We start from the raw sequence: 20,389 nt of genomic DNA on the forward strand, positions 1-20,389 counted from the left end.
CGTCGCTGAGCGTCGCGCAAGCGCGACGCCTACACGTCATTTGACAATCACCTGCGTGCCAGCCCGGAGCGGCGTGCGCTCGCTGCCCCACACGAACTCGCCATCGACACCGGCGGGCAGCGTCACCTCGGCCTCGACGCCCGAGCCGCGGCGCTCGAGTCGCACGTCCACGAAGCCCTTCGGGTGCGGCACCCGCCCGGACACCCTGGTGAGCGCGCCGAGGTGTGGCTCGATCACCACGCGGCGGAAGCCGGGCGCGGCGCTGTCGACGCCGAGCACCGTGCGCAGGAACTCGATGTTCGGACTGGCGCCCCACGCGTGCGCGTCCGACCGCGTCGGTTCCGCCCTCTCGGCCCACGTCGTGAGGCCGAGGTCGAGCATGCGGCGCCACTCCCCCAACAGGTCCAGGTACCGGTCACCGAGGCCGCCACGGACCACGGCCTGGTGCACGTAGTACCTGAAGTAGATCGATGCGGGCGCCATGTCTGCGTCGCTCAGCATCCGCCCGGCCAGCGCAGCCTGCTCCGCCGTGTCGACGACGCCGGCGAGCAGGGCCAGTGCTTGCGTGTGTTGCGAGATGCGACTGCCGTCGCCGACATCGGCGAACACGCGTCGCTCCGGCTGCCAGTAGCGACGACGGACGGCCTCGCGCAACTGCCCCGCCGAGGCGAGGTACGCCTCGGCCTGCGCCCGCGCGCCGAGCGCCGACTCGAGATCGGCCGCGTACTGGTATGCGAGCAGCAGCTGCAGGTCGAGCGGCGCCGACTCGCCGGCCTTGCCCACTGGCGGCACGCCGTTGGGCCACGCGTCGACCCAGTCGACGAAGTTCCACCAGCCGACGTCTCGCAGGTGGCCGTCGGGCCCTTGCCTCGCCGCAAAGTACTCGAGCACGGCCCGCATGCCCGGCAGCTGCGCGCGGACGAACGCCTCGTCGTCCTGGTAGCGCCAGTAGTCGTGGACCATGCCGATCCACCACAACGAGAACGGCGGGATGTACTGCGGCAGGCGCGAGGGCGCGCGGCTGAACGTGAGGCCCTCGAACGTGCGCGAGGCGTCGAGCGCCTCGATGGCCTGGCGTGCGAGCCGGCCGTCGCCGCTCATGAAGTACGAGACGAGGGCCTGGATCCGCGTGTCGCCGGCGTACTGCAACTGCTCGTAGTACGGGCAGTCCATGTACGTCTCGTGGGCGCACACGCGGGCCGTGCGCCAGCCGACCTCGAGCATCCGGTCGAGGTCGGCGCGATCGGCGGCGAAGCGGGCGGTCTGCTCGAACGGATAGCTGGTGGCCACCGACCGGACGTCGTGCACCACCATCGGCTCCGCGGCGGTCTCGATCGTCAGCTCGACGTACCGATACGTGCGCCACCACAGCGGCCGGAACACGCGACGGGCACCGCCGTCGGGAAGGAACTCATCGCCGTAGCCGGCCAACGTCTTGCCGGCGACCTCGTCGCGATGCCCCTTGGCGTTGCCCTTCGGTCCCGCGTAGAGCGCCTCGGCGTAGCGCACGCCGATGCGCGCCCCCCTGCCGCCCGACACTTCCAGCTCCGGGTAGGCCGTGGTCAGCAGCGTACGGTCCAGCAGGATGCGCCGGCGCTCGCGGGCACCGACGCGAATGTCCACCGGCACGGCCGGGAACCCCTCCGGGATGCCGGCGGTGGCCGTCTCGCGATGCCGGGCGATGCGCTCCACCCGCTCCTCCATCAGCGGGATCCCCCGCGGGACGAGCATGTGACGACTGGCGGCGTCGCGCGCCTCCCGCGGACGGGCCGGCGGCCCGGCGACGGCCGGCGACCATCCCGCCGCGTCGAAGTCGGGCTGCTCCCATCCCCACGGATACTGCGTGCCGTCGACACGCTCGGCGGCCCCGGCCGCCCAGTAGCCGCGCACCGTGGCGAAGTCCACGGTCACCGGCGTGTACGCCGCATTGCGCGTCGCCACCCAATGGGACGGCGTGTCGACGACACGCTCGGCGGGGCCGTCCCCCTGCACCATCAGCCCCGTCTGCCAGGTGTGCTGCGCCAGCGGCGCGTGCTCGCCGAGGTTCCAGACCACGGCCGCCAGCACGTTGCGCCCGGCCCGCAGCTGCGGGGCGAGGTCGATGGTCTCGTAGGGCCAGGCCGACAGGTGCCCGCGGGCGGGTCCCGAGACCACGCGCGTGCCGTTCACGAACAACTGGTAGCGATTGTCGGCGCTGACGTGCACCACGAACCGCGCCGGCACCGTCGGGAGGTCGAACGCGCGACGGAAGTGGTACACGCCGTAGGCAAACGGGGAAGCGTCCGCTGGCGCCGCCCAGCGCGCGGTCCACTCGGACGGGGCCGCCGGGGGTGCGGCGCTCGCCGGGTCGGTGTTCCCGGGGCCTCCCGACAGCACCAGCACCAACGCGACGACCGTGGCGATTGGACGGGACACGACGGACTCCTCGGGACGGGCGGGCCAGGGCCCGACGGCCATGGACCAAGGCGGGCGCGACGGCGGCCGCAACGCAATCTTTTCGCAATTGACATCGTTCTGTGACGGACTGACTATAGGCGGGCAACTTGTCAGACCACTCGGCTACTTAAGGAGTCACGATGTCGCTCGACTTGCGATCGCGGGCCCAACGAACGTTGTGGACGCTCGCGCACGCCTGCCTCATTCTCGGCCTCGGCGTCCTTCCCGCCGCCGCCCAGAACATCACCGGCCGCATCGACGGCCATGTCAGTGACAGCTCCGGCGGCGTCCTCCCCGGCGCCACCGTGACCGTCCTCAACGAAGGCACCGGCTTCACCCGCACGGTCGTCACCGACGAGAACGGCCTGTTCACCGTCACGAGCCTCCCGGTCGGCGCCTACAGCGTCACGGCCGAGCTGCAGGGGTTCCGACGCCAGCAGAAGACGGGCATCCAGTTGGGCGCCGACGCCCGCATCACCACCGACTTCGCGCTCGGCGTGGGTGAACTGACCGAGTCGGTCGAAGTCACCGCGGTCGCCGGCGAAGTGGTCAACCGCACCTCGGGCGAAGTCTCGCGCACCATCGACCAGACGCAGATCAAGGATCTGGCCTTCAACGGCCGCAACTACCTCGAGCTGGCGTCGCTCATCCCCGGCGCCGTCGCCACCGACTTCGACCCCCTGGCGCTCGCCACGAGCTTGAGCGTCACCGGGCAGTCGATCAATGGCAACCGCGGCAACACCAACAACCTGACCGTCGACGGCACGTCGAACCTCGACTCCGGCTCCAACGGCTCGCAGATCAACAACGTGAGCCTGAGCTTCATCGACCAGGTCAAGATCCAGACCTCGAACTTCTCCGCCGAGCAGGGCCGCAACTCCGGCGCCGTCGTCAACGTCGTGACGCGCAGCGGCACCAACCGCTTCCGCGGCACCGCCCGCTACGACATCCGCGACGAGAAGTTCGACGAGCCGAACTACTTCGCCCCGCGCGACGCCAGCGGCAACCGCACCAAGCCGCCCCTCGAGTTCCGCAACTTCGAGGGCGCCCTCGGCGGCCCGATCCTGAAGAACAAGCTGTTCTTCTTCGGCGGCCAGCAGTACCGCACCATCAACCGGTTCACCAACCCGAACCGCGTCACCGTGCCGACGACGGCCGAACTCAATGGCGACCTCTCGTTCCGCCTGCGCGGCGCCGACGGCATCGTCGGCACGGCCGACGACGGCATCCTCCGCGACCCGCAGACCGGGCAGCAGTTCCCGGGCAACGTGATCCCGCAGAGCCGGATCACCCCCGATGGCCGCGCGTTTGCCAACATCTACCGCGCCATGCAGGGCAAGGCGGCCTCGTTCACCGACACACCGACGGCCAACAACGCGACGTTCCAGGAGTACAACCCGTTCGAGCAGCGGCAGGACATCATCCGCATCGACTGGCAGGCGACGCAGAAGCAGCGTATCTACGGCCGCTACATCCACGACGAGTACAACCTGGTCGAGCCGTTCGGCACCTTCTCGGGGGCCTCGATGCCCACCGTGCCGACCGACCGCTCGCGTCCGGGCACCAGCTACCAGATCGGCCACACGTACGTGCTGAGCACCAACTTCATCAACGAGGCCAAGGTCGGCGCCTCGTGGAACGGTCAGCGCATCAAGCCGGTCGGTGACTTCTGGCTGCGCGACACGTTCGGGTTCCAGTATCCCGAGTTGTTCAACGAGCCCGGCTACGTGGCAGGCGGCATCCCCAACGTGTCGCTGGCCGGCTTTGCCGGGGTGACGGGCCCGAACTTCGCGCTCCTCTCGCCCACCACCGACATCACCTTCCAGGACACGATCACCTGGATCAAGGGCAACCACTCGGTGCGCACGGGCGTGGCCATCTCGCGCAACCGCAAGGACCAGAACGGCCGCGGCAACTACTTCGGGTCGGTGAACTTCAACAGCGGCGGCAACCCCAACAGCACGGGCAACTCGGTCGGCGACATGCTGCTCGGCAACTTCCGCACGTACGACGAGGCCTCGGCCGACCCGGTCGGCTTCTTCCGCTTCACCACGTATCAGGGCTTCGTGTCCGACACGTGGCGCGTGCGCAACAACCTGAGCCTCGAGGTCGGCCTCCGGTACGAGTACTCGACGCCCACCTACACGTCGGGCAACAACCTCGTGAACTTCGACCCGTCGCGGTACGACCCGAACCAGGCCGTCATCGTGCGCACCAACGGCCTGCTCGTCCCCGGCGTCGGCAACCGCTTCAACGGCCTGGTCATGGCCGGAGACGGCATCCCCGCGGATCAGGTCGGCCGCGTCGACCTGATCAGTGGTGGTGACTACGACAAGATTCCGTTCGGCGCGCCGCGCGGGTTGTACGAAGCGCAGCACCTGTTCATGCCCCGTTTCAGCTTCGCGTACTCGCTCAACCCGGAGACGGCCATCCGCGGCGGCGTCGGCCTGTTCTACGACAAGCCCGAAGGCAACGTCGTGTTCTCGCAGCTGAACCTGCCGCCGGTGCTCGCCAACACGGTGTACGAGAACTTCAACATCGCCAACCCGTCGAGCGGCGCGGCCGGCGCGGTGGGCGCGGTGGGCACGATCAACGCGATCGACCCCAACATGAAGCTGCCGTACCAGACCAACTACAGCATCGGCGTGCAGCGCCAGTTCGGGCGAGGCTACTTCGCCGAGGCCACGTACGTCGGCAACACGGGCCGCAGCCTGATCCGCCAGCCCGACATCAACCGCGCCAGCTTCGACGCCCTGCGCGCCAACGCCGCGCTGCCCGCCGCCGAGCGCGTCTCGGAGAATTTCCTGCGGCCCTACAAGGGCTACTCGTCGATCCGGATGCGCGTCAGCGACGCGAGCTCGCAGTACCACTCGATGCAGTTGTACGGCGCCAAGCGCAGCGGCGACTTCCAGTTCACCATCTCGTACACGCTCGGTCGCGTGCTCACCAACGCCAGCGGCAACGGCGACAACGACACGGTCGACGGCGCCAACGACCTGGACTTCTTCTACGGCCCGGCGACGTTCGACCGTCGTCACGCGTTCATCAACACGCTGACCTACCGCATTCCGTGGCTGCGTGATCGCGGCGGCGTCCTCGAGGCGGTCCTCGGCGGCTGGGAGGCCAGCAGCAAGTACCGGTGGCAGTCGGGCCAGTACCTGACGCCGGTCGGCAACTCGTCGATCGGCAGCCGCCGCGCCGAGTACGTCGGCGGCGAGGTGGACATCGACGGCGACGAGAGCCGCTGGTTCAACACGTCGGCCTTCGCCAACCCGCCCGAGGATCGGCGCGGCTCGGCGACCGTGGGCCAGATCGAGGGCCCGGCGTTCTCGCAGATGGACATCTCGCTGCGCAAGAACTTCCGGTTCGGCGGCCGCTACAACCTGACGCCGATCTTCGACTGCTTCAACCTGTTCAACACGGTGAACCTGCAGAACCCCAACGTGAACGCCAACGACGTCGCGTTCGGCACCATCACCGGCGCGCAGCCGCCGCGCCAGTTCCAGTTCGGCGTCCGGTTCGACTTCTGACGTCGTTCCTTCGGCCGGCCCGGGGCACCCCGGGTCGGCCGGTTCGTTCCGTGCGGCCATCGATTGGCTGGCGGAACGCCGGGCCGCGCGGTAGTCTGGCCTGCGTCACACGCCAATGGGCCAGCCCACCGCATCGCCTGATGCCTCATCGTCGCGCCCTGGCCGCTCGCCCCTGATCGCGCCCGCCCTTCAGGCGGTTGCCGCCATCGGCATGCTCGTCGCCGTCCTCACCTGGGCCACCGGCGGCTTCCAGACCTCGCTGGCCGGGCTCCGCCTCTCGTCATCGCACGTCCTGCGCCCGTTCGTCCTCGCGAGCCTCGCGTGGCTGGCCGGCCGCGCCCTCTCCGGCAGGGCGGCCCTCCCGTGGCCGGGCGCCGCCCGTCCCTGGCTGGTCGTCGCCCTCGCGGCGCAGGTCGCGTTCGTCGGCGTGCACCTGGCTCCGTACGCTGCGGCAGCCGACATGTACGGCTACGTGCAGCAGGCGTTCGACTGGCGCGCCGGCTCGCTGGTGCATCCCGAGTGGGTGACCGGACTCGGCGATCTGTATGCCGGCGCTGCCGTGCCCCTGGGCTATGTCTTCCGCTCGGCGCCGGTCCCCGCAGCCGTCGCGTTGTATCCGCCGGGCACGTCCCTGCACATGGCGCTGGCGAGCCTGGCGCATCCCTGGGCGATGTACCTCGTCTCGCCGCTGGCGGCCCTCGCGATGGTCTGGGGCACCTGGGCGCTCGGCCGACAACTCGGCGACGAGCGCACGGGGCCGGTGGCCGCACTGCTGGTCGCCACCTGCCCCATCGTCCTGGCCCAGGCGATCGTGCCGATGAGCGACACCCTGGCCGCGGCGTACTGGACGGGCAGTTTCGTGTGCGCCGGTCGCGGGCCTGCCGGGCGTCGATGGGTCGCCGCGCTGCTGGCAGGGGCCCTGGCAGGCGCGGCCATCCTGGTGCGACCCAACCTCGCTCCTCTGGCCGCAGCCATCGCCTTGCGGGCCGTGCAGGTGCAGGGCTGGCGCGTCGCGAGCCTCGCCGTCACCGCGATGCTGCCCGCCGTCGGGTGGCTCGCCTGGCACCAGGCGACCCTCTATGGGGCGCCACTGGCCACAGGCTACGGCGCGCCCGGCCAACTGTTCTCGGTCGCACACGTGCCGACCAACCTTGCGCGCTACACCATGTGGCTGTGGCAGGCGCTGTCGCCGGTGACCGTCCTGGGCGGCGTCGCCTGGCTCGTCGGTCTGGTCCGCACCTCCCGCGTGCCCGCGGCGGTGGTGCTGCTTGCCGGCACCACGGTCGGGCTGTACCTCGTGTACCTGCCGTGGCCTCACTGGACGTTTGCCCGCTTCCTGCTTCCTGCCCTGCCCGTGCTGGTGGTGGGCGCGGTGATCACGTGGTCGGCGCTGACGGCGGCGCGGCCGTTGGTCTTCGCAGGGCTCGTGCTCATCGCCCTGGGCTGGCAACTGCACTTCACGGAGCGATCGGAGCTGCGGCACACGCGCACGGCGATGTCGCGGTTCGCCGAGTTGCCGGACCGGTTGAAGGCGGCCGGCCTCGACGGCGCGTTCGCCGCCACCCGACTCCACAGCGGCAGCCTCAGGTTCTACGGCGGACCACGCACGGTGCGCTGGGATCTCATCTCGCGCGACGAGCTCGCTGCCGCGGCGCGCGCCGCGCGTGCGCAGGGGCGCAGGGCACTGCTCATCGACGACTCGGATGACCGCGACGCCTTCGAGGCGGCGTTCGGCCCGCTCACGTGCTGGGTGGATCCGGCAGCGCCACTGCTGACGCTCGAACGGCACGCGCAGGTACGTGTGTTCGCCCTGCAGCCGTCCTGCTGACGCCTGCTACCATCCTTGGCGTGCCCCGCCGCGCGGCCCCCGCCTCCCCGACACCTGCTGCCGAGTCCGTACCGTTCGTGGACGCGCGAGCCGTCCTCGAGCGCTTGTTGCGGCACTACCCGGCTCCCGACACGGAACTGGCGTACCGCAACGCCTTCGAACTGCTCATCGCCACCGTCCTCTCGGCACAGTCCACCGACAGGCGCGTCAACGAGACGACGCCGGCGCTGTTTGCCCGCTACCCCGACGCGCCTGCCCTCGCTGCCGCCGACCCGGCCGACGTCGAGCCGCTGATCCACGCCACCGGCTTCTTCCGGGTCAAGGCCAAGGCGATCATCACGCTGTCGCAACGCCTCGTCGCCGAGCATGCGGGCGACGTGCCGGCCGACATGGCTGCCCTCACGGCGCTGCCCGGCGTCGGTCGCAAGACCGCCAACGTCGTTCTCGGGCACGCCCTGGGCGTCCCGGGATTGCCGGTGGACCGGCATGTGCTGCGCGTGGCCGAACGCATCGGCCTCACGCACGAGACGACGCCGGAGGGTGTCGAGCGCGACCTGTGTGCGGCGCTGCCGCCCGCCGACTGGACGCGCCTGTCCGACGGCCTCATCCTCCACGGTCGGCGCGTGTGTCGGCCCAAGCCGCAGTGCGACGCGTGCGAGGTTGCCGACGTATGCCGGTATCCGTTCAAGGTGGGCGGACTGCGGCCGCTCGACCTCGTGGCGCCGGTGAAGAAGCGCGCCAGGGCGGCAGCATCCGGGAACATCGCTGACCGTCGACCTGGAAGGTCGACGGCCACGAACCCACAACCTCCGAAGGCCGAAGGCCGCATGACGAAGGCCGTCCCCAAGGCCGTCCCGCCGCCCGTCAAGGCGAAGCCGGCGAAGGGCGGTGCCCGATGACCCGCGACGAGTTCGCCAGCCTGATCGAGGAGGCCCTCGCGTTGATCCCGCCGGACTTCCGAGACGCGATGCGCAACATCGCGATCATCGTCGAGGATCATCCGCCGCAGGAGATCCTCCACGAGATGGAGATCGAGCCGCCCGACACGCTCTACGGGCTGTACCTCGGCACGCCGATCACCGAGCGCCAGTGGGGCGACGGCAATCGCGAACCCGACCAGATCGTGCTGTACCAGGGGCCGCACGAGGAGGACGCCGTCAACGAGGACGACCTGGTCGCGATGGTCGCCGAGACCCTCATCCACGAGGTCGGCCACTACTTCGGCATGTCCGAAGAGGAGATCATGGAGGTCGAGGAGAAGTTCTGGGCGGAGCAGGACGGGGGCGGCGACTAGTGCAGGCCCGCAAGCGCTTCGGCCAGCACTTCCTCGAGCCGGCCTGGATCGCCAAGATCGTCGCGGCCGTCGCGCCGAAGGCCGGGGAGGTGTTCCTCGAGGTCGGCCCGGGCCGCGGCCAGTTGACCGAGCCGATCGCGCGCACCGGCGCCGTGGTGCATGCGGTCGAGATCGACCGCGACCTCGTCGCCGCGTTACGGGCGCGAGCCATCCCGGGCGTCCACGTGCACGAGGGAGACTTCCTCGACGTGCCGCCGGAGGTCTGGTTCGCGGGGGAACGTCCGTACCGGATGGCCGCCAACCTCCCCTACAACGTCTCGACGCCCATCCTCGGCCGCCTGCTCCGCCATGCCCGCGCCGGCCGGCTCGCCGACGCGTTCCTGATGCTGCAGAAGGAGGTCGCCGACCGACTGGTGGCCGTCCCTGGGACGCGCGACTACGGGCCGCTGGCCATCGCCATGGCTCAGCAGGCCGACGTCAGCCGCGTGCTCGTGCTGCCGCCCGGCGCCTTCCGGCCGCCGCCGAAGGTCCACTCCGCGGTGGTGCGGATGGTCTTCAGGCCCGACCGCGTCCCCGTCGCCGATCCGGCGCGCCTCGACGCGCTCGTCCGCCACGTGTTCACGCAGCGCCGCAAGATGCTCTCGAGCAGCCTCGGGGCGTTGGCGCGGGGCGAGGGCGCCGACGCGGGCGCGTGGTTGCGCGCCACCGACATCGACGGCACGCGCCGCCCCGAGACACTGACGCTCGAGGAATTCGCCCGCCTGGCCGACGCGTCCCGGGCGTTGTAGGCGTCGACCTGCCCGTCGCGCAAGCGCGACGGCTACACCATGGGTAGGGCGGCGTGTCCCCCTGGATGTAGGCGTCGGCCTTGGCCGACGCGCCCATTCAACTGTGCTATCTTCTTGCACGTTGTAGGACTTAGCGGTTTCAGCCCAACCCAGTGGGTCTGATTCCAGAGCGCCGGTCCTGGCTCCCGCCAGTCCCCCGGCTGTCCGTGTCCGCTGGCCCGGTCCCCCACCTTCGACCGGTGCACGTGGCGCAGCGCGTGTGAGTTCCGGACGCGGCATGTCGCTGCGATCGGACGTGCTGTCGGCTCACGCCGACGCTCTGGTGATTCGACGCGAGATGACCGTACCCGAGGCGCAGGCCCTGCCTGTCGACGTGGTGCCCCTTGGCGGGCTCCGCGAGTTCGGCATGAACACGATGGCGATCACGTGTGGCGAGACCACCATCGTGATCGACGCCGGGGTCATGTTCGCCGAGCCGGACCTGCCCGGCGTGGACCTCGTGGTCCCCGACCTGGCGTACCTCGAGGGCCTCGGCCGCAAGGTCGACGCCGTGTTCCTCACGCACGGCCACGAGGATCACATCGGCGGGCTGCCCTACCTCATGCCGCTGGTCGCCGGCCCCGTGTACGGGTCGAAGCTGGCCCTGGCGCTGGTCGAGCACCGCCTCGAGCAGCACGCCATCGACGTGCGCGACCGGCTCAAGCCCGTCGCCCCCGGGGATCGCGTCCAGGTCGGCCCGTTCACCATCGAGTGCCTGCGCGTCACGCACAGCATGCCCGACTGCCTGGCGCTGGCGATCCACACGCCGCAGGGCGTGCTCGTGCACACCGGCGACTTCAAGATCGACCACACGCCGCTCGACGGCGATCGCACCGACCTGCCGCGACTGGCCGAACTCGGCCAGCAGGGCGTGCTCGCGCTGTTTGCCGACTCGACCAATGTCGATCGCCCCGGCGTTGCCGGCTCGGAACGCGACGTGATCGACGGCTTCGAGGAGATCTTCACCTCGACCGCCGGAAAGATCGTCGTCGCGATGTTCGCCTCGAGCATCCACCGGATGCAGGTGATCGTCGACCTCGCCGCGCAGTTCGACCGGCACGTGGCCTTCGTCGGCCGCGGCATGATCGACAACTCCGAGACCGCGCAGCGCCTCGGCTACCTGCGCATCCCGCAGGGCGTCGCCATCCGCGACTCCGAGGTGCGCGACTTCCCCGCCAGCGACGTCGTGTGCATCACCACCGGCACGCAGGGCGAGCCGGCCGCGGCGTTGTCGCGCATCGCCATCGACGACCACCGCTTCGTGAAGGTCGATGACGACGACGTGGTGGTGTTCTCGGCGCGGGCGATTCCGGGCAACGAGCGCGCCATCGGCCGCGTCATGAACCACCTGGCGGTGCGCGGCGCCGACGTGATCTACGAGGGCCAGAAGCACGTCCACGTGTCGGGCCACGGCCACGTCGAGGAGCTGAAGCTGATGCACTCGCTGGTGCGGCCGAAGTACTTCGTGCCGATCCACGGGGAGTACCGTCAACTGGCGCGGCACGCGCGCGTCGCGCAGGCGGTGTCGCGCACCACCGACGTGATGGTGATCGACAACGGCGACGTGCTGCGCTTCGACCGCGAGGGCGCCACCGTCGCCGGGCGGGCCGAGGTCGGCCGGCGCCTGATCGACGGCACGCGCACCGGCGAGGTCGCCGACGAGGTGCTGCGCGATCGCCGGCACCTGGCCGGCGACGGGCTGATCGTGCCGATGCTCGCCGTCAACATGCAGACGGGCGCGCTGCAGGGCACGCCGGAGATCATCACGCGCGGCTTCGTGGTGGACGAGTCCTCCGAGCAGTTGCTGCGTGACGCGACGACGATGATCCGCGACGCCGTGCTGGCGGCCTCGGTCGAGGAACGGACGGACGTGGGGTTGCTGCGGGAGCGCGTGCGCGCGGAACTGCAGCGGGTGATGCGGCGCAAGGCGGGGCGACGCCCGCTGATCGTGCCGGTGGTGATGGAGATCTGATGTCGGCATCCGTGATGTCGCGACGCGCGAGCGAGGCGCTGGGCGTGGCGCTGTTCTTCGGCGCCCTGCTCTGGTTCGTGGCCCTGGTGAGCTACACGCCGGGCGATCCAGCCTGGTTCTTCTACGCCGGCCCGCCCAAGCAGGCCGCCAACTTCGCCGGCAGCTTCGGCGCCTTCGTGGCCGAGTCGTCGTTCCAGTTGCTCGGCTATGCCTCGTTCCTCGTGCCCGTGGTGCTGCTGGTCGCGGGCTGGCACTACTTCTGGTGCCGCACGCTCCCGGCCGGCTACACCAAGTCGATCGGCGCCGTCGTGCTGCTGCTCTGCCTGGCGGCGCTGCTCGGCCTCGCGGTCGGCTCGCCCCGCGCCGGCGACACGTCGGTGCCCGCCGGCGGACATCTCGGCGCCGTCCTCGCCGATCTCGCCGTCCACTACTTCAACCGCGCCGGCGGCGCCATCGTCATCCTCTCCACCGGCCTGCTGGGATTCATCCTGACGACGCAGGTGTCGCTCAGCGCCCTGTCGTCGGCTGCCGCCGAGAAGGTGCGGGCGCGGCTGACGACCTGGCAGGAGGCGCGCAAGGCCGCGCAGGAGGTGCGTCGCCGCGAGGAACAGCGCCGCGAGGTGATGAAGAAGCGGCTGCCCAACGCCTCGCCCGAGGACATCGATCGGATGATCAAGGGCAAGGGCAAGCCGGCCGCGACGACACCGGCGCCCCTTCAGGACCCGACGGAGGCCCTCGAGGAGACGCCGGTGGCCGCCCCGCCCGAGGATCGACGCCGGCCGCGGCCTCGCCCCGGCCCGACGCCGGCCGCGCCCGTGGCCAGCGCCAGCCCCGATCCCGCGCGCGTCGTGAAGGACCTGCCGGCGATCCGGCCGAAGGTGCCGTCGCGGCCGACGCCGGTGTCGCTCGACGAACCGGAACTGAAGGCGCCGGCCGAACGCAAGCCGGGCGCCTACACGCTGCCGCCGCTCGCCCTGCTCGACCCGCCGCAGGCCGAGCGCAAGGTGGACGAGCGCGAGCTGATGGACGCCGCGCGGCAACTGCAGGACAAGTGCCGCGAGTTCTCGGTCGAAGGCGACGTCGTGCAGATCCTGCCCGGTCCGGTCGTCACGACCTACGAGTTCAAGCCCGATGCCGGCGTCAAGTACAGCAAGATCACCGGCCTGTCCGAGGACCTCTCGCTGGCGATGCGCGCCGAGTCGGTGCTCATCGATCGCATCCCGGGCCGCAGCACCGTCGGCATCCAGATCCCGAACCCGCAGCGCGAGGCGATCTCCCTGCGCGAGCTGCTCGAGTCGGAGCCTTACCGCAAGTCGCCCTCGAAGCTGGCCGTCGCGCTGGGCAAGACCATCCACGGCGAGCCGTACGTCAGTGACCTCGCGACGATGCCGCACCTGCTGATCGCGGGATCGACGGGCACGGGCAAGTCCGTGGGCCTGAACGCGATGCTGACGAGCATCCTGTACCGGGCGACGCCCGATCAGGTGCGCTTCATCATGATCGACCCCAAGCGCCTCGAACTCGGCATGTACGAGGACATCCCGCACCTGCTCACGCCAGTCGTGGTGGAGCCCAAGCTCGCCGCCAATGCGCTGCGCTGGGCCGTGCGCGAGATGGAAGAGCGCTACAAGACGCTCGCGGCGTTCGGCGTCCGCAACATCGAGCAGTTCAACCGCAACCTCAAGGCGGCCATGGAGGCTGGCGAGGTGCGGACCGACGCCAAGACCGGCGAGCCGTTCAAGCCGCTGCCGTTCGTGGTGGTGGTGATCGACGAGCTGGCCGACCTCATGATGGTGGCCTCCAACGAGGTCGAGCAGTCGATCTGCCGCCTCGCGCAGATGGCGCGCGCCGTCGGCATCCACCTGATCCTCGCCACCCAGCGGCCGTCGGTGGACGTGATCACCGGCCTGATCAAGGCCAACATGCCGTCGCGCATCTCGTTCCGCGTGTCGTCCAAGGTGGACTCGCGGACGATTCTCGACGCCAACGGCGCCGAGGCCCTGCTCGGCAAGGGCGACATGCTCTTCCTGCCGCCGGCCTCCTCGCGCGTGATGCGCCTGCACGGCGCCTACATCTCCGAGCAGGAGAGCGCGCGCCTCGCGAGCTTCCTGCGCAAGCAGGGCCAGCCGACCTACGACCGCTCGATCACCGACGAAGAGAAGTCGGGCGAGGCCGGCGGCGGTGGATTCGACAAGGACGACCTCTACGACGAGGCGGCGCGGATCGTGGTGTCCAGCGGACAGGCGTCGATCAGCTACCTGCAGCGCCGGCTGCGTATCGGGTTCAGCCGCGCGGCACGCCTCGTCGACATGATGGAAGCCGAAGGACTCGTCTCGAGCGGCCAGGGCGGCAAGGCCCGCGAGGTGCTCGTGGACAAGGACTACTTCGACGAGGTGGACGCGCAACTGCGCTGAGGACTCCGCATGCGACGCACGATCCGCATCATCGCCACCGCGACCGCCCTCGCGCTCGTCCTCTGCGTCCCCGCCGGGGCCGCGCAGAAGAAGAAGGCGACGACCAAGAAGACTGCTGCTCCGGCCAGCCAGGTGTCCAAATCGCGCACCGCCCGCGCGGCCTACGACCGGACCCTGGCGCGCGAGCGCGCCCTGCGCACCTCGCGGCGCAAGGCGCCGCTCTCGCAGATGCGCGCCGTGATCGAGGAGTACGAGGCGATCGCCCGCCGCTGGCCGACCAGCGGCTACGCCGACAACGCCCTCTGGAACGGCGCCAACCTCGCCTACGACGCCAACATCTCCTATGGCGCGCGCCAGGAGCGCGACAGCGCGATGGAGATGTTGCGCTGGCTCGTGAAGGAATACCCGTCGAGCTCGTTGGCGCGCGACGCGCAGACCCGGCTGCGCAAGATCAACGCCGCCGCGCCGAAGACGACCAAGGCCGAGCCCGACAAGCGGAACGCGCGGGCCGAACCGATCACGCCCCCACCGGCGGCCACCGAGCTGGCCAAGGCCAACATCCGCACCGCGGAGGCCGAGCCCGCGCCGCCCGCCGACATGGACGAGCCCCCGGCCCCGCCTGCCGCGACACCTGCCCCCGCCCCGACGGTGCCGAAGGGGACCGCCCCGAAGGCGCCTGCAGTCACGCGCGCCGCCGCGAACGCGCCGACCGTGCGCGAGGTGAAGCGCGTCGTGTTGCCCGAGGTCGTGCGCGTCACCATCGAGCTCGATGGCGAGGTGACCTACTACGAGGAAGCGCTCCAGAACCCGTCGCGGCTCTTCTTCGACCTGCGCGGCGCGAAACTCGGCCCGGCGGTCGAGGAGGGCGTGCGCGCCTTCGCCGACGGTGACGTCGTGCGCGAGGTGCGCGTCGGCAGCCACCCGGGTGGCATCGTGCGCGTGGTCCTCGACACGCAGGGCGTGGCTCGACACAGCCTGTTCACGCTCTACAACCCGTATCGCCTCGTGCTCGACATGTACCGGGAGCCGGGGCTCACGCAGAAGATGCCGCCGGCGCTGCCGCCGTCCACGGGAGTCGGCCAGCGGCTGCCTCCGCCCCTGATCCCTGCACCGAAGACCTCGGTCGCCGCCGTGCTCCCGTCGACGAGGCCGCCAGCGCCACCGCCCGGGCCGGAGACGGCCGTCCGCAACGAGCCGCTGCCGACCACGCCCGCCGGGCCCAACGTCACCACGGCCCCGTCGGCGCCCGAGTCCAACAGCTCGGGCAGCTACTCGCTGGCCCGCCAGCTCGGGTTGGGAGTCTCGCGCATCGTGATCGACCCGGGCCACGGCGGCCACGACGTGGGCTCGCTCGGAGAGGGCATCCGCGAGGCCGAACTCGTGCTCGATGTCGCGCTCCGGCTCGAGAAGCTGCTCAAGCAGGAACCCGGCATCGACGTGGTGATGACGCGCCGCACCGACGAGTTCATCGAGCTCGAGGAGCGCACGCGGATCGCCAACCGACAGAACGCGGATCTGTTCCTGTCGATTCACGCCAACTCGAGCCGCCGCAAGACCGCGCAGGGCGTGGAGACCTTCATCCTCAACTTCGCCAACAACAGCGACGCCGAGGAAGTGGCCGCGCGAGAGAACGCCATCGCCAAGGGCTCCATGCGGCAGCTCCCCGACATCGTCAAGGCCATCACGCTGAACAACAAGCTCGACGAGTCGCGCGACCTCGCCGAACTGGTGCAGGGCAACCTCGTCTCGCGACTGCGCAAGAGCGAGGCGGACCTGCCCGATCGCGGCATCAAGCAGGCGCCGTTCGTCGTGCTGATCGGCGCGTCGATGCCGAGCGTGTTGTGCGAAATCGGGTTCGTGAGCACGCCCGAGGAAGGGCGTCGCCTCAAGACGGCGGCGTACCGCCAGGAGATCGCGGAAGCGTTACGTGACGGGTTACTGCGCTACCAGCGTTCGCTGAAGGGCGCGACGACCACCGCAGCCCGCACGCAGTAGCCGTTGCGGCATGACCGGCGCCCAAGGGCGACGGCTACACGCGCTGGTTGGCAGCTCGCGTCGGGCGCGCCCGATTGGATGAAGCCGTCGGGCTTACCCGATGGCCAGTGATCTTCCCGGAAGATCTACCTGTCGGTGAGTGAGATGTGATCCTCGGCGTCGCGCTCCGGACCGCCCCACCCCAGGCGGTGCTTGACGAACACGAGCACCGCGCCCAGCAGCGCCCCGAGCACCAGCGCGGCAATCACCGCCACGGCGACGATGCCGAGCGAGCCGAGCAGGACGTCGGCCACGCCGGTGCCCTGGGTCACCGGGCCGACCTGGACGCGAACCTCGTCCTTCTGGATCGACATCAGCGGCACGTCGCGGGGCGCTTCACCCGGCCGGCGCAGGGTGCCCTTGCCGGCGGGCGTGCCCGTGGGTGACGCGGTCTCTCGCGGTGGTGGCACCGACTCCTGCGTCGCCGCCGGCGTGGCCGGCGTGGCCGGTGTGGCAGGCGACGTCGTCGGCGCCTGGGGAACCGCCATCGATTACGCCCAGCTCCCCGCCGAGCGCGCCAGTTCGATCAGGGTACGCACGGCGACGCCCGTCGGGCCCTTCGGCTGATACGGCTTCGGCTCGTCGGCCCACGCCGTGCCGGCGATGTCGAGGTGCGCCCATGCCGCGTCGCCGGCGAACGCCTTGAGGAAGATGGCTGCGCTGATCGCCCCACCGTACCGCGTGCCGGCGGCATTGACCATGTCGGCGATGTCGCTCTTGAGCAGTTCCTTGTAGTCGTCGGTCATCGGCAGCGGCCACAGGAAGTCGCCACCGCGCGTCCCGGCCTCGCGCACGGCGTCGCGCCAGGTGTCCGGCGTACCGAACAGCCCCGAGGCGACGCGCCCGAGGGCGACCGCGCAGGCGCCGGTGAGGGTCGCGATGTCCACCAGGTGCGTGGCGCCCAGTTGCCGGGCGTACCACAGGGCATCGCCCAGGATCAGTCGTCCCTCGGCGTCGGTGTTGGTGATCTCGACGGTGAGACCACTGGCGCCCGTCAGGACGTCGCCGGGGCGGAACGCCGTGCCGCTGGGCATGTTCTCCACCGAAGGGATGACGCCGATGACCTTGCACGGCGCACCGACCCGCGCCAGTGCGTGGAAGGCGCCCAGGACGGCCGCGCCACCGCACATGTCGTACTTCATGCGGTCCATGTTGTCGGCGGGCTTGATCGAGATGCCGCCGGTGTCGAACGTCACGGCCTTCCCCACCAGGCCGAGCACCGGGGCTGCCGCGGGTGCGTCCTGCGACTCCCGACTCCCGACTCCCGACTCCCGATTGGCATCGGGTTCGTACGTCAGCACGATCATCCGGGGTGCGTTGACACTCCCCTGTGCGACGCCGAGCAGCAGTCCCATCTGCTTGTCGCGCAGTGCCGCCTCGTCGAGCACCTCGACCGACACCGGCGTGCCCGCGAACAGCTCGACGGCCCGCTCGGCCAGCACCGCTGGCGTCAGGACGTTTGGCGGCTCGTGCGCCACGGCGCGAGCCACGTTGGTCGCCTCGCCGAGGACGCCGCCGAGCGCGACCGCATCGGCCAGCGTCGAGGCCGCACCCTCGCTCACCACGATGGCGGCCGACTGCAGGTCGGCCAGCTTGCGATCCTTCGTCTTGTAGGCGTCGACATGGAAGGCCGCCAGCGTCAGGCCCTCCGCCAGGGCACGCACGTGCTCCTCGGCCTGCAAGGCCCCCGACGCGAGAACCGCGACATGCCCCTGTCCGCGGCTGCGCGCCGCCAGGCCGGCGGTCGTGCCGAGCCGTCGCGCCACGTCGGTGGACATCGACGCTCCGGAGCCCGCGCCGAGCAACAGCACGCGCGGCGACGCCAGCTCGTCGGCACGGAGCCAGTGCATCTCGAATGGTTCGCCCTTCAACTCCTTGCCGTCGCGGAGAGCGCCGATGGCCGCCGTCAGCCCGTCGGGAAGCGCCGGTACCGTGCCCTCGGAAGGGACCGGGACGACCACGACGTCCGCCTGGACGTCGGCCGGAGCCGCGACGACGAGCCGCAGCGTGGGCATGGTGTAGAACTCGCGCGAAGGCATGACCCTGAATTCTATACCGCCGGCCCCCGACGGTCCCCGGCCCGCCGGAATGCTACGATGCCTGTAGTGGCAGGTGCTCGGACGAGGACGGAGCGATGATGCGCACGATGGCAGCAGCGGTCCTGGCAGTGGTGTCCGGCGTGGCCCTGGCCGCCCAGGGTTCCGCGCAGGACAAGGACGCCAGGGCGACCCGCGACGAGGGGCGCCCCGAGATCAACATCAAGGTCACGCCGCTCATCGCCTTCTCCCCGGCGAAGGTCACGGTGCGCGCCGAGATGAAGGGTGGCGCACTCGATTACGAGCCGTACTACTGCCCCACCATCGTCTGGGACTGGGACGACGGCACGTCATCGGAGAACACGGCCGACTGCGCTCCGTACGAGCCCGGCAAGAGCGAGATCCGGCGGTACTACAGCAGCACCCACACGTACGAGATGGCCGGCCGCTACACCGTGCGCTTCCGCATGAAGAAGGGCGACAAGGTGGTGGGCGGGCAGGCGACCCTCGTGCAGGTGCGCGCCGGCATCCGCGACCCTTCCGAACTGCCGTAGCACCGATCGCGGCGCCGTTCAGAAACGCGCCAGCGGTTCGTCGATGCGGAAGGCCGCGCTCGTCAGGCGGTGCACCTGCTCCAGCGACGCGTCCTCGGCGATCTCGCGCAGCACCAGTCCGTCGCCGGTCACGTCGAACACGGCGAGCTCGGTGACGATCCGGTGCACCACCTGCACGCCGGTCAGCGGGAGGGTGCAGCGCGGCACGATCTTGGGCTGGCCGTCGCGCGTGGCGTGCTCCATCGCGATGACCACCCGCCGCGCCCCCGCCACCAGGTCCATCGCCCCGCCCATCCCCTTGACCATCTTGCCGGGCACCATCCAGTTGGCCAGGTTCCCCTGCTCGTCGACCTCGAGGGCACCGAGGACGGTGAGGTCGATGTGCCCGCCGCGCACCATCGCGAACGACTCGGCACCGTTGAAGAAGGCAGCCCCCGGCAGCGCCGTCACGGTCTCCTTGCCGGCGTTGATCAGGTCGGCGTCGACCTCGGCCTCCGACGGGTACGGGCCCACGCCGAGCAGGCCGTTCTCCGAGTGCAGCACGATGTCGATCCCCGGCGGCACGTGGTCGGCCACCAGCGTCGGCAGCCCGATGCCCAGATTCACGTAGTCGCCGTCCTTCAACTCGGCGGCCACACGACGGATGATGCGGTCACGTTTGTCCATGGACTCACCGGCTCATGACGGATCAGGTAGGGCGCGGTCTCCGACCGCGCCGTTGGTCGCTACGGCGGGGTGGGACACCCCGCCCTACCCCTGTGCTGTGATGCGTTTCTCGATGCGCTTCTCGTACGGGCCGCCGCGCAGCACGTGCGTGACGTAGATCCCGGGCGTGACGACGACGTCCGGATCGATGTCGCCGGGCGCGACGAGTTGCTCGACCTCGGCGATCGTGACGCGCGCCGCCGTCGCCATCACCGGGTTGAAATTGCGGGCGGTGCGGCGGTACACGAGATTGCCGTGCGTGTCGCCGAGGTGTGCCTTCACGAAGGCGAAGTCGGCGCGCAGGGGGGACTCGAACACGTAGTGCACGCCGTCGATCTCCCGGGTCTCCTTGCCCTCCGCCACGACGGTGCCGTAGCCGGTCGGCGTGAAGAAGCCGCCGATCCCTGCGCCGCCCGCCCTGATGCGCTCGGCGAACGTGCCCTGCGGAATGAGCTCGACCTCCAGTTCCCTGGTGAGGAACTGGCGCTCGAACTCCTTGTTCTCGCCGACGTAGGTGCTCACCATCTTGCGCACCTGGCGCGCCTTCAGCAGGATGCCGATGCCGAAGTCGTCCACCCCGGCGTTGTTGCTGATCACGGTCAGGTCCCGCGTGCGCCGGCGATGGAGCGCGGCGATGAGGGTTTCGGGAATGCCACAGAGCCCGAACCCGCCCATCATGATGCTGGCACCATCAGGAATCAGGGCGACGGCCTCGTCGGCGCTCGCGATCTGCTTATTCATGGCTTATGGAAGTATAAG

At 70.3% G+C, this 20,389-nt stretch carries 14 protein-coding genes; 9 read left to right on the top strand and 5 right to left on the bottom strand.

The window, feature by feature from the left end:
* Window positions 1–36: 36 nt before the first annotated feature.
* Window positions 37–2,415: an alpha-L-rhamnosidase C-terminal domain-containing protein gene (locus tag TBR22_RS13970; RefSeq protein WP_239488454.1), complete on the bottom strand. Its 2,379-nt coding sequence runs from the start codon at window positions 2,413–2,415 to the stop codon at window positions 37–39.
* A 161-nt stretch (window positions 2,416–2,576) separates the two neighbouring features.
* Here TBR22_RS13970 and TBR22_RS13975 point away from each other — a divergent pair, with 161 nt between their 5' ends.
* From TBR22_RS13975 to TBR22_RS14010, 8 genes are all read left to right on the top strand, one after another.
* Window positions 2,577–5,966 (top strand): carboxypeptidase-like regulatory domain-containing protein, encoded by a 3,390-nt coding sequence (locus TBR22_RS13975; protein WP_239488455.1) that lies wholly within the window; start codon window positions 2,577–2,579, stop codon window positions 5,964–5,966.
* Window positions 5,967–6,081: 115 nt separating this feature from the next.
* Window positions 6,082–7,794, top strand: a complete 1,713-nt coding sequence (locus TBR22_RS13980; RefSeq protein ID WP_239488456.1) for a glycosyltransferase family 39 protein — start codon at window positions 6,082–6,084, stop codon at window positions 7,792–7,794.
* A 20-nt stretch (window positions 7,795–7,814) separates the two neighbouring features.
* On the top strand, window positions 7,815–8,693 hold the full coding sequence (gene nth / locus TBR22_RS13985; RefSeq protein ID WP_239488457.1) for an endonuclease III: 879 nt from the start codon (window positions 7,815–7,817) through the stop codon (window positions 8,691–8,693).
* A complete protein-coding gene (locus TBR22_RS13990) occupies window positions 8,690–9,088 on the top strand; it encodes a metallopeptidase family protein (protein WP_239488458.1) in 399 nt (132 codons plus the stop codon). Before nth ends, TBR22_RS13990 begins: the two co-directional genes overlap by 4 nt.
* Window positions 9,088–9,876 (top strand): 16S rRNA (adenine(1518)-N(6)/adenine(1519)-N(6))-dimethyltransferase RsmA, encoded by a 789-nt coding sequence (rsmA, locus tag TBR22_RS13995; RefSeq protein WP_239488459.1) that lies wholly within the window; start codon window positions 9,088–9,090, stop codon window positions 9,874–9,876. Before TBR22_RS13990 ends, rsmA begins: the two co-directional genes overlap by 1 nt.
* Before the next feature lie 277 nt (window positions 9,877–10,153).
* The gene (locus tag TBR22_RS14000) at window positions 10,154–11,887 is read left to right on the top strand and encodes a ribonuclease J (RefSeq protein WP_239488460.1); all 1,734 of its coding nucleotides are present in this window, start codon (window positions 10,154–10,156) and stop codon (window positions 11,885–11,887) included.
* Window positions 11,887–14,301: a DNA translocase FtsK gene (locus TBR22_RS14005; RefSeq protein WP_239488461.1), complete on the top strand. Its 2,415-nt coding sequence runs from the start codon at window positions 11,887–11,889 to the stop codon at window positions 14,299–14,301. Before TBR22_RS14000 ends, TBR22_RS14005 begins: the two co-directional genes overlap by 1 nt.
* A gap of 9 nt (window positions 14,302–14,310) precedes the next feature.
* On the top strand, window positions 14,311–16,296 hold the full coding sequence (locus TBR22_RS14010) for an N-acetylmuramoyl-L-alanine amidase (RefSeq protein WP_239488462.1): 1,986 nt from the start codon (window positions 14,311–14,313) through the stop codon (window positions 16,294–16,296).
* A 125-nt stretch (window positions 16,297–16,421) separates the two neighbouring features.
* On the opposite strand, the gene TBR22_RS14015 is transcribed toward TBR22_RS14010, so the two are convergent.
* Window positions 16,422–16,823 (bottom strand): hypothetical protein, encoded by a 402-nt coding sequence (locus tag TBR22_RS14015; RefSeq protein ID WP_239488463.1) that lies wholly within the window; start codon window positions 16,821–16,823, stop codon window positions 16,422–16,424.
* Between the two features lie 3 nt (window positions 16,824–16,826).
* The gene (locus tag TBR22_RS14020) at window positions 16,827–18,374 is read right to left on the bottom strand and encodes a leucyl aminopeptidase (protein WP_239488464.1); all 1,548 of its coding nucleotides are present in this window, start codon (window positions 18,372–18,374) and stop codon (window positions 16,827–16,829) included.
* Window positions 18,375–18,481: 107 nt separating this feature from the next.
* Here TBR22_RS14020 and TBR22_RS14025 point away from each other — a divergent pair, with 107 nt between their 5' ends.
* Complete coding sequence (locus TBR22_RS14025; RefSeq protein ID WP_239488465.1) at window positions 18,482–18,925, top strand: hypothetical protein; 444 nt, start codon at window positions 18,482–18,484, stop codon at window positions 18,923–18,925.
* An 18-nt stretch (window positions 18,926–18,943) separates the two neighbouring features.
* On the opposite strand, the gene TBR22_RS14030 is transcribed toward TBR22_RS14025, so the two are convergent.
* Entirely contained in the window at window positions 18,944–19,591 is a 648-nt protein-coding gene (locus TBR22_RS14030) for a CoA transferase subunit B (protein WP_239488466.1), read from the bottom strand.
* 84 nt (window positions 19,592–19,675) lie between these two features.
* Complete coding sequence (locus TBR22_RS14035; protein ID WP_239488467.1) at window positions 19,676–20,371, bottom strand: CoA transferase subunit A; 696 nt, start codon at window positions 20,369–20,371, stop codon at window positions 19,676–19,678.
* Between the last annotated feature and the right edge of the window lie 18 nt (window positions 20,372–20,389).

The organism is Luteitalea sp. TBR-22 (assembly GCF_016865485.1).
Lineage (GTDB): Bacteria > Acidobacteriota > Vicinamibacteria > Vicinamibacterales > Vicinamibacteraceae > Luteitalea.